Here is a 16,066-nt window from a genome sequence, read left to right as displayed (position 1 = left end):
TTCAGCCCCATTCGCGCTGCCATATTGCGTTCAGGAAGATCCACAGCCATTCGCCGTTGACCAGCCACCACAAGAGGAGCAGCAGGGCCAGCAAGGCAGTAACCTTTCCCAGGATGTTCCAGAAACGCGTAGCTTGGCGGTTTCTGTCCGTCATACAGCTTCGCCAAGGCTTGGGAGAGATGCAGACAATATGGCGACTATTCGCATCGTCCTTTCCCTTTTCGGTTCGCCAGAGCGGTTTTGATCCGATTGAATCAGATCGCTGCTCCGGATTTCGCGTTTCCCGCGATTTCCTGACCAGCGATCGGTTCCGATCGCCTGGAAATCGCGCCGGGAAATCTTTTCCCATGTCATGATCCAGTCTCCCATTGGGACATATACTTATTCCGGTCGCATGGCTGCGCGGATAGCCTCGCTTCATGAAGAGCATCGTCACCCTCACGATGAATCCGGCCATCGATGTCGCCTATGAAGCGGATCAAGTCTTTCACACCCGCAAGATCAGGGCGCGTCAGGAACATTATGATCCCGGCGGCGGCGGCATCAACGTAGCTCGGGTTATCGCCCGGCTGGGCGGGACGGCGCGGGCTTACTATCTGTCGGGTGGCGCGACGGGGTGCGCGCTGGACGGACTGCTGGATCAGCATGCACTGGTTCGCAGCCGAATTCCCATCAAGGGCGACACGCGCGTCAGCACATCCATCTACGAGCGGGAGACGGGCAAGGAATTCCGTCTGGTGCCGCGTGGACCGGAGCTGACGATCGACGAATGGCAAGCTGCTCTTGACCATCTGGAAGGGGTGCGCGCGGACTTTCTGGTGGCGAGCGGTTCGCTGCCGCCCGGTGTACCCGACGACTTCTACAGCCGCGTCGGACAGCTTGCCCGGCGTCACGACATGCGGCTTATCCTCGATACCTCGGGCAATGCGCTTCGCGAAGCCGTGATGGGGGGAAACCTTCATCTGATCAAACCAAGCATTGGTGAGTTGCGGCAACTGGTCGCCCGGCCGCTGAACGATGAACGCGATATCGTCGCGGCCGCTCGGGAGATCGTCGATAGCGGCAAGTCGGACCACCTCGCCGTGACGATGGGTCGCGAAGGCGCGATATTGGCGAGCCGCGCGGGGACGTGGCGCCTGCCGGCGGTTGAGGTCGAGACCCGGAGCGCGGTCGGTGCTGGAGACAGCTTTCTGGCGGCAATGGTATTCGCGCTCAGCAGCGAGCGCGATCCGCTTGACGCCTTCCGCTATGGTATTGCCGCAGGCGCGGCGGCTGTGCTGACCCCCGGTACGGACCTGTGCCATCGCGATGACGTCGAACGGCTGCTCGAGCTTGTGCCATCCATTGTCCCCAGCTGTCAGGAAAAAGGAGCGGTGTGATGAAGGCCAGCGACATCATGACATTGGGAGCCGCGACGATTACGGCGAACAGCACCCTGGCCACCGCCATCAAATGCATGTCCGATCATCGGATCAGCGCGCTCCCCGTCCTTGATGAGGGAGGACAACTGCAAGGCATCGTCACGGAGGGAGATTTCTTCCGGCAGGATCTTGGCCCGTTCCGGCTCGACGCGTTGCTCGGCGTTGAAGCCGGGGAACGCGCGCGGTCGTTGGAAGCCATGACAGTATCCGAGATCATGTCGCCGCGCGTCATCACGGTGGATGGGGGGGAAGCGCTGCAGGAGGCCATCGCCATCATGGAAGGGCGCGGGGTTAAGCGTTTGCCAGTCACCTCCAATGGCAAGCTGATAGGTTTGCTCAGCCGCGCCGACATCCTGCGCGCCCTGATAACCGCTTAAGCAAGCTCGTTCTCCCGCAGCGCGCGGCAGATCAGCGGCGCCAACTCAGCCCTGTTCGTGCTTCCATCGACACTGTCGCTGCTGGCGATTGATGCAATCCCGCTCGCTGCCATCCATGCCAGATCGTGCGGGCCGGCCAGACAATGGGTCACGACCGCTTCTACCGAAAGGCACCCCGCGTCGTGCAGGAGTCTGGCTGCCTCGACGAGTGTACGGCCGCTGGAGATCATATCGTCGACCACTATCGCGCGGCGTCCCTTCACCCGGTCCGCTCCGGCAATGGCAAGGCCGACATGCCGGTCACCCAGTCGCCGCTTGGACGCGACGAGCGTTTCGAGAGCGAGGGGTGCGGCGATCGCTTCGATCCATTGCCGGGATTCGCCGTCTGGTCCGACGATCACGGGAGCGTCCCGATCGTCGATGAGCGTCGCCAACAAGGGCGCTGCCGATACGCTGATCGCGGTGATGCCGCGAACGACCTCGTTCAGGCTCGCAACGCGATGGAGATGCGGATCGACGGTAATCAATCCGTCGAAATGGCTGGCGACCAGACTGCCGATCACCTTTTGACTGACAGCTTCACCCGAACGGAACGCCATATCCTGCCGCATATAGCAGAAATAGGGCGCGATCAGGATGACGCGTTCCGCACCCCCGTCGCGCGCGGCCGAAGCAGCGAACAGCAGTTCGATGATCTTGTGGTCCGGATCGTTGAGCGAGCGGTAGAACAGGACGGTTCGGGCGGTCGAAGGGATGCGGACCAGACATTCCCCGTCGGGAAAGCGGTGAACCTCCACCTCCAGAGCGGGGACGTTCAGCGCCCTGCCCAGCCTGCGGGTCGCGGCAACGCTATCGCCAAAGCCGAAAAGGATCGTACTCATCGTGCGATCCCATAGCCTGAATCCTCCGCCGCAAGGTCGCGGGCGAAGCCCAGTCCCGTGCGGGACTGCGCATGGATGCGGTAGAGCGCCTGTCCCTTGCGAACCTCGGCACCGACCTTGTGCAGCAACTCGATGCCTGCGCCCTTGTCCATCGGCGCCCCCGCAAGGCGGGCGATGCGCGCGATGCGATGGCAATCTATGGTGCTTACCCGCCCTTCATGATGCGCAGGCACCTCATGAACATGCTCGCCCAGAGTGTATCTGGCCGGTTGCCGTCCCTGCGCCTCGATCAGCCGCTCCATGGCCGCAAGCGCTTCGCCCGAGGCGAGCAATTCCATGGCCCGCGCATAGCCTCTGCCGCCCCGAAGCGCCGGGTCGAAATCCAGTACCCGGCCCGCAAGAAAAAGGGCATGATCGCGAAGATCCGCCGGTGCATCGGCATCGTTGCGAAGCACCGCCATGACATCGCGCGCTTCCAGCACCGGGCCTACGCCGCGGCCGACCGGCTGCGATCCGTCCGTGATCACGATATCGATGACAAGGCCGATCTTGTCCGCGACATGTTCGAACAGCTTGCGCAGCCGGACCGCGTCGTCCTGCGTGCGGACCTTGGCCGTCGGACCGACGGGTATGTCGAGCACCAGATGCGTCGAACCGGCAGACAGCTTCTTGGACAGGATGGAGGCGACCATCTGGTCGAACGTGTCAATCCGAAGCGGCCGCTCGACGGAAATCAGCACATCGTCGGCCGGCGACAGGTTCATCCGGCCGCCCCAGGCCAGAACGGCCTTTTCCCGGTCTACGACGGCGCGCATGGCGGCCTCGCTGAGGTCGACATTGGCCAGGACCTCCATCGTGTCGGCCGTTCCGGAGGGCGAAGTGATCGCGCGGGACGAGGTTTTGGGCATGATGAGGCCGTGCGCCGCTACGATCGGCACGACGATCATCGATGTGCGATTGCCCGGGATGCCGCCGATGCAATGTTTGTCGACGACCAGCGGCGCCTTCCAGTCCAGCCGGTTGCCGACATCGGCCATGGCGCGGGTGACTGCCAGGGTTTCCTGAGTGCTCATAAAGCTGGCGCAAGCGACCAGGAAGGCGCCGATTTCCATGGGCGAGTAGCGATACGCCGAAATGTCCCGGATAATAGCGATAATTTCTTCGTCCCGAAGCGTGTCGCCGTCGATCTTGCGGCGAACGAATTCGAGGCTGGCGGGTGGTATCGCCTGTTCGACGGCGACCGGCGCGCCCTCCGGCAGGCCGAGCCGTCGGAAGGCCTGTTCGCCAAGACCAATTTCTTCCGGCTTCAGCATGGCGGGCTCGTCGACGAGCGCCAGCGTTGCCAGGATCTCTGCGTTTTCCCCGCTCACCCTGATCTTGCGCAGGGCCTGGAACTGCTCGGCGGAATAGCCGTTGCTCTGCCGCAGCAGGAAGGCCGTGTTTTCCGGATGGGTGTCGATGGCGATGCGTCTGATTGTCAGCATGCCAAGCCCCCCCGTCCCCTGGTCAGCTGCCATCGCCCACCTGTTGCGGAAATGGCGTGCCGAAAAGTTCCTGCGCCATGCGAACGCAAATGCTGGTGGCGCGGTCCCCGACACGCCGCAGATTTTCCTCAACGAAACCGGCGCTGGCGCCTTCGGTCACGCCGCCAATGTGCAAGGCCTCGGTCGACTGCATGGCGAAGGCGCGAAAGAGATAGGTGCCCGCGAGTTCGCGCAGCGCAGCCGTCTGGCCCTGGGTATCGAGCCAGTCTTCCGAAGCGCCGGAGGTCGTGATGGCGCAGAGGTGTCCGTTGCCTAGCAGCCCCTGCCCCGACCTTGCCTGAAGCTGGGGCACGGTCGTTCCCGCTCCCAACACCCGGTCGACATAGCCGATCAGGATCGCGGGCGGCATACCGAACCAGATGGGAAAAACGAACACCACCACGTTCGTCCCGCGCAATACGTCCAGTTCCGCATTGACGTCGGGGGACAGGATGAACCCCTTGCGGTCGGGCCTCTCCTCCTTCTTCAACAGCGGATCGAATTTCATGCCGTAGAGGTCGCGCAAGATCGCCTCCTGCCCCGAAGCGCGCACGGCCTTGCAATAGCTGTGGGCAATGGCGGCATTGAAACTGTTCGGATCAGGATGCGCGAGCACCACGGCGTGGCGAATGGAAGATGGCGCAGCGCAACTCATGTGATCCTCCTTCATGGATCAGCGGCGATGTCTCGCCTCCTCATATTCGTCGAGTACGCGCCGCATCTGGGCGAGCGCATCGCGGCGCGCCCGTTCGCTTCTGATCCGTCCGAGATGCTGTTTCAGATGCGTGATGAAATCGGCGTAGTCATTCTGCCAGTCGGGTCCTGCGAGCAGGTCCATATCCATGCGCCCCGTCTCGACCCTTCGGGCCGGCTTTCCGGCTTCGAGCGCGTAGGTTTCGCCGATTTGCGGCGCGACGATGCTGGCGCGGGGATCGTCCGTCTGGATCAGATCGCGAAGGGCCGCAACGGCTTCCCGCTCGCCATGGTCGAGGAACAGGCTGCCTGCGATCGGTCGGCGGGCGCTTATCCACGCATGCAGTTCGTCGCGGTCGGCATGGGCGGAATAGCTGTCGATGCGACGGACGCGCGCGCGGACGTTCACATCCTCACCGGAGATACGCACCCGCTGCGCGCCATCCAGCAGGACGCGGCCAAGCGTGCCTTTCGCCTGGAAGCCGACGAACAGGATGGTCGACTCCCGGCGGAAAAGATTATGCTTCAGATGATGGCGGATGCGGCCGGCTTCGCACATGCCCGACGCGGCCATGATGATCGCGCCGGACATCGTGTTGAGCCGGATGGATTCGGCGACGTCGTCGACATAATGGATGGAGGGGTGGCGAAAGACATCCTCCCCGCCCATATCCTCAAGCTCTGACGCATGGGCCGCGAATACCTTGGTCGCGCGGCTGGCGAGCGGCGAGTCGACGAAGATCGGAACATCGGGAATCCGGTTCGCGTCGGCCAGACGGGCAAGGTCGAGCAGCAGTTCCTGCGTCCGCTCCAGCGCGAAACTGGGGATGATGAGATTGCCCCCGCGCACCATCGCATCCTTGATCTCGGTTTCCAGCTGGCTGCGGCGCTGCTCGATCGTCTGCTTCTCGCGCGCCCGGTCGCCATAGGTGGACTCGCAGATGACATGGTCAAGGCCCGAAGGCGCTTGCGGATCAGGGTGGAAGGCCTTGTTGTCCGGTCCCAGATCTCCCGAAAGCAACAGCCGCACGCCGGCCGCCTCGATCTCGACCGATGCCGCGCCCAATATATGACCTGCATTCCAGAAGCGCGCGCGAAAGCCGGGGGCCGGATCGAACCATTGCGACAATTCGACCGGCCGGCTCAGCCGCCAGGCGCAGAGCGCATCTTCTTCGGTATAGAGCGGCTCGAAGCGGCCCTCGCCTGCACGGTCGCGCCGCCGGTTGCGGCGGTCCGCCTCGCTTTCCTGAATGCGCCCTGCATCGGCCAACATATATTCCAGCAGGTCGGCGGTGGCAGGGGTGCACCATATCGGACGGTCGAAGTCTTGCGCCGCCAGCTTGGGCAGCAGCCCGCAATGGTCGATATGGGCATGGGTAAGCACGACGGCGTCGATCTGCCGCGGATCGAAACCGAACTCGCCATGGTTCAGCGTTTCCAGGGTGCGCGACCCCTGGAACAGACCACAGTCGACGAGAATGGCTCTGTCGCCCAGCCGCAATTCCATACATGAGCCCGTTACCGTGCCCGCAGCCCCGTGGAATTTCAGAGTGAGGGCTGAACTCGCCACGCAGGCTTCTCCCGTCATTTTGATCCCTGTTTCATAGGAGCGTCGAGCGGGGGACGCAGTCCGTAGTTATCCGGATGCACCGGGTCCGCCCGCATCATCCGTACTATTCCCAATGTCGCGCATGTCCCGGGCCGAGCACAATGGCGCGATGGCCATGGAAACGCTGCCTCCGCCCCTGCCGGTCAAGGATGACGTGATCGTCTGGTTCGATGCGATCGGGCGCGCGGATGTGCCCCGCGTGGGGGGCAAGAATGCTTCGCTGGGCGAGATGGTGGCGGTGCTTGCCACGGAGGGCATTCAGGTTCCGGCAGGTTTTGCGACCACGGCATGGGCCTATTGGATGCTCGTGGAGCATAATAAGATCGGTGATCGGCTGACGACGATCATGACGGATTACCGCGATGGAAAGATGCCACTGCATGAAGCCGGTGAGGCTGCGCGGCGCCTGTTCCTCGATGCGGAGCTGCCGGCACATGTCACCGATCCGCTGCTGGGCGCCTATCGCGAATTATCGCGCAAGGTCTGCAAGCGCGAAGCCGCGGTCGCGGTGCGGTCTAGCGCAACGGCCGAGGATCTGCCCGACGCCAGCTTCGCCGGGCAACAGGAAAGTTTCCTCAACGTCGTGGGTGAACGCGCGCTGCTCGACGCCTGCCGTCGCTGCTTCGCTTCGCTTTTTACCGACCGGGCGATTGCCTATCGCGAGGCCAGGGGCTTCGACCATCTGCGCATCGCCCTTTCCATCGGCGTGCAGGTCATGGTGCGATCGGACCTCGCCGGATCGGGCGTGATGTTTTCGATCGACACGGAGACGGGATTCCCGCGCGTGGCAGTCATCAGCGCCGCCTGGGGCCTCGGTGAAACGGTGGTTCAGGGACGCGTCGACCCGGACAATTACGTGATCTTCAAGCCGTTCCTGTCGGATCCGCGGCTGAAGCCGATCGTCGAGAAGCGGATCGGTGCGAAGGCGCACAAGCTGATCTATGCGAGTGGCGGCAGCGCCCGGACCCAACTCGTCGAATGCAGCCGGCATGAACGCGAGCATCCTGTGCTGGAAGATGAGGAAATTTTGGAGCTGGCGCGCTGGGCGGTGCTGATCGAGCGGCATTATGGCTGCCCGATGGACATGGAATGGGCCAAGGACGGGGAAAGCGGCAGGCTCTTCATCGTGCAGGCCCGGCCTGAGACTGTCCACGGCGCGCGATCGGGCGCGGTTATGAAGAGCTGGCGGCTGACGGCCAAGGCACCCAGGGCGATCGCGGCGGGCGCAGCTGTGGGCGATGCCATTGCTTCGGGTGCCGCATGCATCATTCGCAGCGCCGAGGAAATTGAGAGCTTCATAGACGGGGCGATCCTCGTCACCGAGAATACCAACCCTGACTGGGTGCCGGTGATGCGACGGGCGGCGGGGATCGTCGCGGACCATGGCGGCCCGACCAGCCACGCTGCCATCGTCAGCCGCGAACTGGGTGTGCCGGCCATCGTGGGGACAGGCGATGCCACCAGTCGCATCGCACCGCGACAGGAGATCACGCTGTCCTGCGCCGAAGGAGATCGGGGGCATGTCTATGCCGGACGTCTGCCCTTCGTCGCCGAAGAGGTCGACATCTCCAGCCTGCCTGCGACGCGCACGCAGTTGATGGTGAACGTGGCCAGTCCAGCCAGTGCCTTTCGCTGGTGGCGGCTGCCGTCGCGCGGCGTGGGTCTGGCGCGCATGGAGTTTATCATCAGCAACCTCATCCGGGTCCATCCAATGGCGCTTGCCCATCCTGATCGGGTCAGCGATCCTACAGAAAGGCGGGAAATTGAAACCCTGACGCGGGGCTATTCAAATCCCGGGGACTATTTCATCGAAACATTGGGCCGTGGCATTGCAAAGATCGCCGCCGCGCATCATCCCGATCCAGTCATCGTCCGCCTTTCGGACTTCAAGACCAACGAATATGCCCATCTGCTGGGCGGGACTGCCTTCGAACCGCACGAGGAGAACCCTATGCTCGGATTCCGGGGTGCTTCTCGCTACTATCATGAACGCTATCGCGACGGCTTTGCGCTTGAATGCCGTGCCATCCGGTTTGTGCGGGAGACGGTCGGCTTTGAAAATGTCATCGTCATGATCCCCTTCTGCCGGACCCTGACCGAAGCGGACAGGGTCATTGCGGAAATGTCGCGGCACGGGCTGATGCGCGGAGAGAAGGGGCTGCAAATATACATGATGGCCGAAATTCCGGCGAATGTGGTGCTGGCCGAGGAGTTCGCCGCCCGCTTCGACGGCTTTTCGATCGGGTCCAATGACCTCACCCAGCTTGTTCTGGGCGTCGACCGCGATTCCGATCTGCTGGCGCCGCTTTTTGACGAGCGCGACCCTGCGGTCATGAAGATGATCGCCGATCTGATCGCGCGGGCGCGAAACGCTGGCGTCAAGGTCGGCATCTGCGGTCAGGCGCCGAGCAACCATCCCGACTTCGCCGAGTTCCTCGTGCGCGAGGGCATCGACAGCATTTCGCTGAATCCCGACAGCTTCGTGGCGACTTTGAAAGGCGTCGCGGCAGCGGAGGCAAGGCAGACCGCCACTACCGCTTAAGGGGGACATGCATTGGCAGGTGCAGGGGCATGCCTAAGGCAACAGGGCGAGATCTCATGATCGCAGACGCCCGGCTCGATCATATCGGCCTTTCCGCTTCGCAGGCCCGCCAGCGGCTGACCGAGGATGGTCCGAACGAACTTCCCCGGCCGAAACGGCGGACGCCCCTGCGGATCACGATGGAGGTGCTGCACGAGCCGATGTTCGCCATGCTGCTGGCGGCCGGGGGCATCTATCTGCTGCTTGGTGACAGGACCGAGGCGCTGATCCTGCTGGGATTCGCGGGTCTGTCCATCATCATCACCATCATACAGCAGGTCCGCACCGAACGCACGCTGGAGGCGCTGCGCGACCTGTCCGCGCCGCGCGCGCTGGTCATACGCGATGGCGAAAGCATGCGTATCCCCGGCCGCGAGATCGTGATGGGGGACATATTGATCCTGGAAGCGGGGGATCGGATCGCGGCGGACGCTCTGCTGATCGAGGCACAGGAACTGGAGGCCGACGAATCCCTGCTGACAGGCGAGGCTGTTCCAGTGCGCAAGCGTGCCGCGCAATCCGGCGATGCCGAAGGGGCCGAGCCGGGCGGTGATGACAGTCCGCACCTTTTCTCCGGGGCCGTGGTCACGCGGGGCGGCGGCATCGCGCGGGTGACCGCCACCGGCATGCGGAGCCGGATCGGTCAGATAGGACGGCTTCTGGAGACATTGGACACGCAGGCGCCGCATCTTCAGAAGGAAACCGCGTGGATGGTCAGCCTGTGCGCCGTTGGCGGCGTGGCGGTCGCGCTGCTGGTTGTGCTGCTCTATGGCTGGCTGCGTAACGACTGGCTGGCCGCGCTGCTGGCAGGCATCGCGACAGCCATGTCGCTGCTGCCCGAGGAATTCCCCGTGGTCCTGACCATCTTCCTTGCCATGGGGGCATGGCGGATCGCTCAGGTCGGCGTCCTTACCCGGCGCGCTGCCGCGATAGAGGCTCTGGGCGCCGCCACTGTCCTGTGCACGGACAAGACCGGGACGCTGACCCAGAACCGGATGACGGTGACGGAACTTTGGCTCCCATCGGGGCGCGTCGCGGCACTCGGCGACAGAGAGCCGCAGCCGGAATTCCACGACCTTATCAGCGCGGCCGCCCTTGCGAGCGCCCCGGTGCCGGTCGATCCGATGGAGGTGGCATTCCATAGCACCGCAAGGGATTTCCGGGTTCCCGCGCGCCACGATTGGGAACTGGTTCATACTAACGGCCTTCGCCCTGACCTGTTGGCGATGTCCAACGTGTGGCGGCCTGTGCAGGCGGGCGAACCATTGGTCGTCGCAGCCAAGGGCGCACCCGAAGCCATTGCGCGTCTTTGCCGGCTGGACGGCGACGCCCATCAGGCGCTGGTGCAGGCAGTTCAAACCATGGCGACGCGCGGGATGCGGGTCCTGGGCGTCGCCTCTGCGAAGACAGGGGAGCATGATTTCGGGAAAGGACATGAAGCGCACGACTTCACCCTCATCGGGCTGGTCGGCCTGACCGACCCGCTGCGGGCGGGGGTGTCGGAAGCGACGGCCCAATGTCATTCCGCCGGTATCCGGGTGGTGATGATCACCGGCGACTATCCCGCTACCGCCCAGGCGATTGCGGAACAGGCAGGTATTGGTTCAGGCGCGCTTATGACGGGCGAGGAAGTCAGGGCGCTTTCAGACGCCCAGCTTTGCGCGCGGGTGCAGGACGTCGCCATCTTCGCGCGCACCATGCCCGAACAGAAGCTGCGGATCGTCTCTGCGCTCAAGTCGGCGGGCGAAGTGGTCGCGATGACCGGCGACGGGGTCAATGACGCACCGGCGCTCAAGGCCGCCCATATCGGCATCGCGATGGGCAGACGCGGCACCGATGTGGCGCGCGAAGCGGCGGCGATTGTCCTTGTCGATGATGATTTCGGCGCGATAGTCGTCGCCATTCGGCTGGGCCGCCGCATTTACGACAATATCCGCAAGGCTGTAGCGTTCATCTTTGCGGTCCATGTGCCGATAGCGGGCCTCGCCATCTCACCCCTGCTGCTGGACTTGCCGCTGGTGCTGGGACCGATCCAGATCGCCCTGCTCGAAATGATAATCGATCCTGTCTGCGCGCTCGTCTTCGAAGCCGAACGGGAGGAAAGCCGTATCATGGAAAGGCCGCCCCGCGCCCCGGCCGAACGCCTGTTTTCCGGTAGGCTGATCCTGCCGAGCGTCATCCATGGCGGGATTGCCTTTGCGCTTCTCCTTGCCCTTCACGGCGCCGCGACAGTCTGGGGTTTCGGCCCCGATCGAGTCAGGGCACTGCTCTTCTTCACGCTGGTCGCGTCCATCATGGCGCTGGTGCTGGCCAACCGATCCTTCAGCACATCTCTGACCCACGCTCTTTGGCGCAACAATGTAGCCTTGCGTTATGTGGCAGTAGCCGTGCTGGCGGCATGCGCGATGATCCTGACGCTGGAACCGCTGCGCCACACACTCCGGTTCGCTCCTTTGGAACGCGCGGATCTGCCCTTCCTGCTTCTGGTGCCTGTGCTCGTTCTGTTTCTCTGCGAGATCGTCAAGAACCTTCAGAACCGGATTCTGGGATCCCGGCTACCGCGTGTCGAGTGGGAAAAGGCCTGAGTCATGCCCAACAGCGTCGCGCGCATGGCCATTGGGCAAACCATAGGCATGGTTCAGTCATGCACCATTCGCACCCGTCCGATGCATCCGGACAACCGTCAGGACCATCCGGGCGCTTGCCCGCTATGCGGATTGCCGCCCAAGGATTATGGCACTCGTCCGCTCAGGCGACGAAGGCGTCGATCACCTGCGAAGCCACGGGCAATCCGCGCGCAGTTCAGATTGGGGAAATGCTTGCGCAGCCCCGACCCCACCGCCAAGAAGCCGCCCACGCCGCTTCAAGCGCGCTCACAAGAACCCAATGATGCGAGGGACCCGAATATTGAAAGATTTTGGTTTTCGGGAAAAACCCGCCAATCAAACCGCATTTCCGGGTTGATTGGTGGAGCCGAGGGGGATCGAACCCCTGACCTCGTCATTGCGAACGACGCGCTCTCCCAGCTGAGCTACGGCCCCTTGAAGGAGCGCTGCCTATAAGCGAGCGTTTGCGGCCATGCAACGGTCTTTTTGAGCAAAAGTCATCGTCCCCCCGAACTGCGCGCCCCTCACGCCCTCGTCGGTCTGCCGGGGCAAAGGCGGGACATTACTCCTGCGTAACGCGCGGAACGATGAGGCTGCATGCTCATTGGTAGGCTGTCGATGCGGCGCCCCCGCATCATGGCAGGAAATCATATCGAAAATGCAAAGGAGACGGACAATGGGCTACCAAAGCGGGCGTCGCTATGGTGACAGCGACCGTGGCTGGACAGACTGGGATCGCGATTCGGAACGCTCCCGGGGTCAGCGGGACTGGCGGGACGAGCGTGGCTATCGTTACGGTACGCGCGGTCAGTTTGGCGGTTCGGGCTATCGGCGGACGCCGGAAGGCTATGATCCGGACGAACGCGGCTTTTTCGACCGGGCAGGCGATGAAATCCGCAGCTGGTTCGGTGACGAGGAAGCCGAACGGCGGCGCGAATATGATGATTATTACAATCGTCCCTATGGCGATCCGCGAGATCAGAGCAGCCGGATCGGTTACGCCTCGGCGTCAGGCAGCAGCCGTTATCTGCCCAATCGCGGCTATGCGCCCTACACCGGTGAACGCAGCGGCTACGGCAGTGAGGATCATGGCTACCGGGTCCGTGCCTTTGGCCCCAATCACGATTATGGCGAACATCATGACGCCAACTATTATGCCTGGCGCCAGCAGCGCATCAGCGAGCTGGACCGCGACTATGCGGAATATCAGAGGGAGCATCGCGAGCGCTTCAACAATGAATTCGGGAGCTGGCGCACGCGCCGCGGCGAGCAGAGAAGTGCGGTCCAGCAGGTGCGCGAGCATATGGACGTCGTGGGCAGCGACGGCGAGCATGTCGGCACGGTCGACAAGCTGCGCGGCGATCGCATCATTCTGACGAAAAACGATCAGGACGCAGGCGGTGTGCATCATTCGATCCCTTCGTCCTGGATTCAATCGGTCGACGCGCAGAAGGTGACGCTGGAAAAGACCGCCGATCAGGCGCAGGCCGCATGGCGCACCGAACGCGAGCAGCAGGCGCTGTTCGGGTCGAGTGATGATGACGGTAGCAGCGGCTATCGTTCGTCCAGCTATCAGACGAACCGCTATCGCTAGAAGGATTTCCAGTCAGACGGCATCATCTGTCGGTTGAGAAATCGCGGTGAAACAAAAGAATGGAGTGGATCGAAGACAGAAAAGGGTCCGGCCGGAAGGCCGGGCCTTTTCACTGCGCGGCGGCCAACACCCGCTGCGCCTGAACCAGATGGGGCCGGTCGATCATCTTTCCGTCCAGCTTCAGCACCCCCGCGCCCGGATTGGCGGCGAAGGCTTCGATTATGGCTCTGGCCCGCGCCACTTCGGCTTTTGTCGGGGTGAAGCCTTCATTGATCGCAGCGACCTGCACCGGATGGATCGCCATCATGCCGGTAAAGCCATCGCGCCGCGCCCGCCCGACATAGGCCTTGAGATCGTCCATCGCCTCGATCCGGGGGAAGACCGTATCGATCGCCGGAACACCCGCCGCATGGGCCGCAAACAGGGTCAGGCTGCGCGCCATTTCGAACGGCGCGGTATAGCGGCCATCCTCCTCCCGCGAGGTCGATGCGCCGATCGAGGCGGGCAGATCCTCCGCCCCCCATGTCAGACCGGCCAGCCGGCCCCTCACCTGCCGAAACGTGCCCAGTTCGAAAATCGCGGAAGGCGTTTCGGTCGCGATCGGCAGGACGGGCGGCACGCTCGCTCCATCCGCCAGCGCGATCAGCGCTTCTATGCTCGCTGCGCCCTCCGCCTTGGGCAGCATGATGACGTCGGGCGCAGCGGGCAGGATCGCGGCCAGATCAGCGCGGCTATGATCGCCGTCCAGCGGGTTTACGCGGACCAGCGCCGTGACATTGCGCGGGGAGGTCAGCCATTCCGCAATCGCGTCACGCCCGAAGGCCTTGCGTTCGGGGGCTACCGAATCCTCCAGATCAAGGATGACCGCATCGGCGCCGCTGGCCGCCGCCTTGGCAAAGCGTTCGGGACGATCACCGGGGACGAACAGCAGCGAACGGAGCTTCATGCGGGCCTCTTCTTCAACAATGCCGTCCGCAGGCATTGACAGACGATCTCGTCCCGCTGGTTATAAAGGCGATGGGTGAACGTCACGATCCCAGCTTCGGGGCGGGAGCGGCTTTCCTTGAGGCCGGAAACTTCGGTTTCCGCCCGCATCGTGTCGCCGATGAAGACGGGCCTGGGCATGACCAGAGCGTCATAACCGAGATTGGCGACCAGCGTGCCCAGCGTCGTGTCCCCCACCGACAGCCCCACCATCAGCGCGAAGGTGAAGGTGCCGTTGACGAGAATCTGGCCGAATTCCGACGCCTTGGCCGCTTCCGCATCCAGATGCAGCGGCTGCGGATTATGCGTCATGGTGCTGAACAGCAGATTGTCCGTTTCCGTCACCGTGCGGCGGATTTCATGGGTTATCCGGTCGCCGATCTGCCATTCGTCATAATAGCGCCCCGCCATCAGCCTTCCTCCCGCTCCACCAGCACGAGCAGCGCGCCTTCGCTGACCTGCCCGCCTTCGCTCGCATCCAGTTCCGCCACCACGCCGTCGAAGGGCGCGACGAGGCTATGCTCCATCTTCATCGCTTCCAATGTGACCAGCTTCTGGCCCTTGGCGACCTTGTCGCCCTTGGCCACGGCGACGGCGATGATCCGGCCCGGCATGGGCGAGAGGATCGCGCCGTCGGAAACGCCGCCCCCAGCCCCGCCTTCGGCACGAGCCGGAATAAAGCGCCAAGTCTTTCCCTGCAATGTGACGAGTATGGCATCGCCATCGTTCTGGATGAGCGGATAATGTTTCTGGTCATAGCTGATCGGAACGTCAAAACGTCCCATGAACGTCTCAGCCCGATCACTGAAACGCACTTCGCGTTGCGGCGACGCATTAAGCCGCAACCCTCTCGGGCACGTGTCCTTTGGAGAGAAACGTTCTGCAAAATTCTGCGCGACCATATCGAGCAGCCATTGCGGCGGCTCGACTTCATAAGCCGTGTCCACCAGATGCCGCTCGATGAACCCGGTATCCACCTTGCCGCGGTAGAAATCGGACATGACGAGCAGTGTTCCGAGAAAGGAAGCGTTGGTCTTTACCGGCCAAACCTTCGTATCCCAGCACATTTTCGAAAGACCGACGATGGCTTCCTGCCGTGTCTCGGCATGGCAGATCAGCTTGGCAACCATCGGATCGTACCAAGACGAGATGACATCGCCCTCCAATACACCCGTTTCAACACGCAGACGCGCATCAACCGTCGAAGCCATCTCCGCCGTACCCAGTTCATGACGCCATCGCGTCGGTCTTATTTTTTCCGGAATGGCAAAACGTTCCAGCTGCCCAATAGCAGGCAAAAACCCCTTCGCGGGGTCCTCAGCATAGAGGCGCGCCTCCATGGCCCAGCCATTGATCGACAGCTCCTCCTGCTTTTTCGGCAGCGGCTCCCCACTCGCCACGCGGAGCTGCCATTCGACCAGATCGACGCCGGTGATCTCCTCCGTCACCGGATGCTCGACCTGAAGGCGGGTGTTCATCTCCATGAACCAGATGCGGTCGGCGGACAGCCCCTGGGAGGCGTCGGCGATGAACTCGATCGTGCCTGCGCCCACATAGTTCACCGCCTGCGCGGCCCGCACCGCCGCGCTGCAAATGGCCTCGCGGGTCGCCTCGTCCATACCGGGCGCAGGAGCTTCCTCAATCACCTTCTGGTGGCGGCGCTGGAGCGAGCAGTCGCGCTCGGCCAGATGCACCGCGTGGCCCTTCCCGTCGCCGAGGATCTGTACCTCGATGTGGCGCGGCTTGGTCAGGTACTTCTCGAGGTAGACCGCGTCGTCGCCGAAGGCGGCCTTGGCC

13 protein-coding genes, 1 tRNA gene and 1 pseudogene are annotated in these 16,066 nt (G+C 63.2%); 6 read left to right on the top strand and 9 right to left on the bottom strand.

Features of this window, described 5'->3' with window-relative positions; translation table 11 throughout:
* Position 1: 1 nt before the first annotated feature.
* A complete protein-coding gene (locus tag ACFC3J_RS11830) occupies positions 2 to 349 on the bottom strand; it encodes a hypothetical protein (RefSeq protein WP_375196369.1) in 348 nt (115 codons plus the stop codon).
* Between the two features lie 70 nt (positions 350 to 419).
* Between ACFC3J_RS11830 and ACFC3J_RS11825 the strand changes: the two genes are divergently transcribed.
* Both ACFC3J_RS11825 and ACFC3J_RS11820 read left to right on the top strand, forming a co-directional pair.
* Complete coding sequence (locus ACFC3J_RS11825) at positions 420 to 1,379, top strand: 1-phosphofructokinase family hexose kinase (RefSeq protein WP_375196368.1); 960 nt, start codon at positions 420 to 422, stop codon at positions 1,377 to 1,379.
* Positions 1,379 to 1,798: a CBS domain-containing protein gene (locus tag ACFC3J_RS11820; protein ID WP_375196367.1), complete on the top strand. Its 420-nt coding sequence runs from the start codon at positions 1,379 to 1,381 to the stop codon at positions 1,796 to 1,798. Before ACFC3J_RS11825 ends, ACFC3J_RS11820 begins: the two co-directional genes overlap by 1 nt.
* On the opposite strand, the gene ACFC3J_RS11815 is transcribed toward ACFC3J_RS11820, so the two are convergent.
* Genes ACFC3J_RS11815 through ACFC3J_RS11800 form a run of 4 tightly spaced genes read right to left on the bottom strand, consistent with a single transcriptional unit; the run spans position 1,795 to position 6,483 of the window.
* Positions 1,795 to 2,679 carry a ribose-phosphate diphosphokinase gene (locus ACFC3J_RS11815; protein WP_375196366.1) on the bottom strand — a complete coding sequence of 295 codons (885 nt, stop codon included), beginning with the start codon at positions 2,677 to 2,679 and terminating at the stop codon, positions 1,795 to 1,797. The genes ACFC3J_RS11820 and ACFC3J_RS11815 overlap by 4 nt on opposite strands.
* Positions 2,676 to 4,163 carry a thymidine phosphorylase family protein gene (locus tag ACFC3J_RS11810; protein ID WP_375196365.1) on the bottom strand — a complete coding sequence of 496 codons (1,488 nt, stop codon included), beginning with the start codon at positions 4,161 to 4,163 and terminating at the stop codon, positions 2,676 to 2,678. The genes ACFC3J_RS11815 and ACFC3J_RS11810 overlap by 4 nt, the downstream gene beginning before the upstream one ends.
* 22 nt (positions 4,164 to 4,185) lie before the next feature.
* On the bottom strand, positions 4,186 to 4,857 hold the full coding sequence (locus tag ACFC3J_RS11805) for an NAD(P)H-dependent oxidoreductase (protein ID WP_375196364.1): 672 nt from the start codon (positions 4,855 to 4,857) through the stop codon (positions 4,186 to 4,188).
* An 18-nt stretch (positions 4,858 to 4,875) separates the two neighbouring features.
* Complete coding sequence (locus ACFC3J_RS11800) at positions 4,876 to 6,483, bottom strand: MBL fold metallo-hydrolase (protein WP_375196363.1); 1,608 nt, start codon at positions 6,481 to 6,483, stop codon at positions 4,876 to 4,878.
* Between the two features lie 136 nt (positions 6,484 to 6,619).
* On the opposite strand from ACFC3J_RS11800, the gene ppsA reads away from it, so the two are divergent.
* The 3 genes and pseudogenes from ppsA to ACFC3J_RS11785 form a co-directional block, all read left to right on the top strand.
* Complete coding sequence (gene ppsA / locus ACFC3J_RS11795; RefSeq protein WP_375196390.1) at positions 6,620 to 9,046, top strand: phosphoenolpyruvate synthase; 2,427 nt, start codon at positions 6,620 to 6,622, stop codon at positions 9,044 to 9,046.
* A 56-nt stretch (positions 9,047 to 9,102) separates the two neighbouring features.
* Entirely contained in the window at positions 9,103 to 11,670 is a 2,568-nt protein-coding gene (locus ACFC3J_RS11790) for a cation-translocating P-type ATPase (RefSeq protein ID WP_375196362.1), read from the top strand.
* A 3-nt stretch (positions 11,671 to 11,673) separates the two neighbouring features.
* Positions 11,674 to 11,802: pseudogene (locus ACFC3J_RS11785) on the top strand (heavy metal-binding domain-containing protein); the annotation flags it as partial.
* 248 nt (positions 11,803 to 12,050) lie between these two features.
* Here ACFC3J_RS11785 and ACFC3J_RS11780 read toward each other — a convergent pair.
* Positions 12,051 to 12,126 (bottom strand) — tRNA-Ala (locus tag ACFC3J_RS11780).
* 241 nt (positions 12,127 to 12,367) lie between these two features.
* Here ACFC3J_RS11780 and ACFC3J_RS11775 point away from each other — a divergent pair.
* Entirely contained in the window at positions 12,368 to 13,285 is a 918-nt protein-coding gene (locus ACFC3J_RS11775) for a DUF2171 domain-containing protein (RefSeq protein ID WP_375196361.1), read from the top strand.
* A gap of 109 nt (positions 13,286 to 13,394) precedes the next feature.
* On the opposite strand, the gene ACFC3J_RS11770 is transcribed toward ACFC3J_RS11775, so the two are convergent.
* The 3 genes from ACFC3J_RS11770 to ACFC3J_RS11760 all read right to left on the bottom strand — a co-directional run.
* Entirely contained in the window at positions 13,395 to 14,231 is an 837-nt protein-coding gene (locus ACFC3J_RS11770; protein WP_375196360.1) for an HpcH/HpaI aldolase/citrate lyase family protein, read from the bottom strand.
* On the bottom strand, positions 14,228 to 14,680 hold the full coding sequence (locus tag ACFC3J_RS11765; RefSeq protein WP_375196359.1) for a MaoC family dehydratase: 453 nt from the start codon (positions 14,678 to 14,680) through the stop codon (positions 14,228 to 14,230). Before ACFC3J_RS11765 ends, ACFC3J_RS11770 begins: the two co-directional genes overlap by 4 nt.
* Positions 14,680 to 16,066: biotin/lipoyl-containing protein (locus ACFC3J_RS11760; protein ID WP_375196358.1), on the bottom strand; the 1,387-nt coding region annotated here is incomplete at its 5' end. The genes ACFC3J_RS11760 and ACFC3J_RS11765, both read right to left, overlap by 1 nt.

This window comes from Sphingobium sp. (assembly GCF_041987595.1).
Classification (GTDB): Bacteria; Pseudomonadota; Alphaproteobacteria; order Sphingomonadales; family Sphingomonadaceae; genus Sphingobium.
Note: the sequence above shows the minus strand (reverse complement) of the source record. Positions and strands in the feature narration are given on the sequence as shown.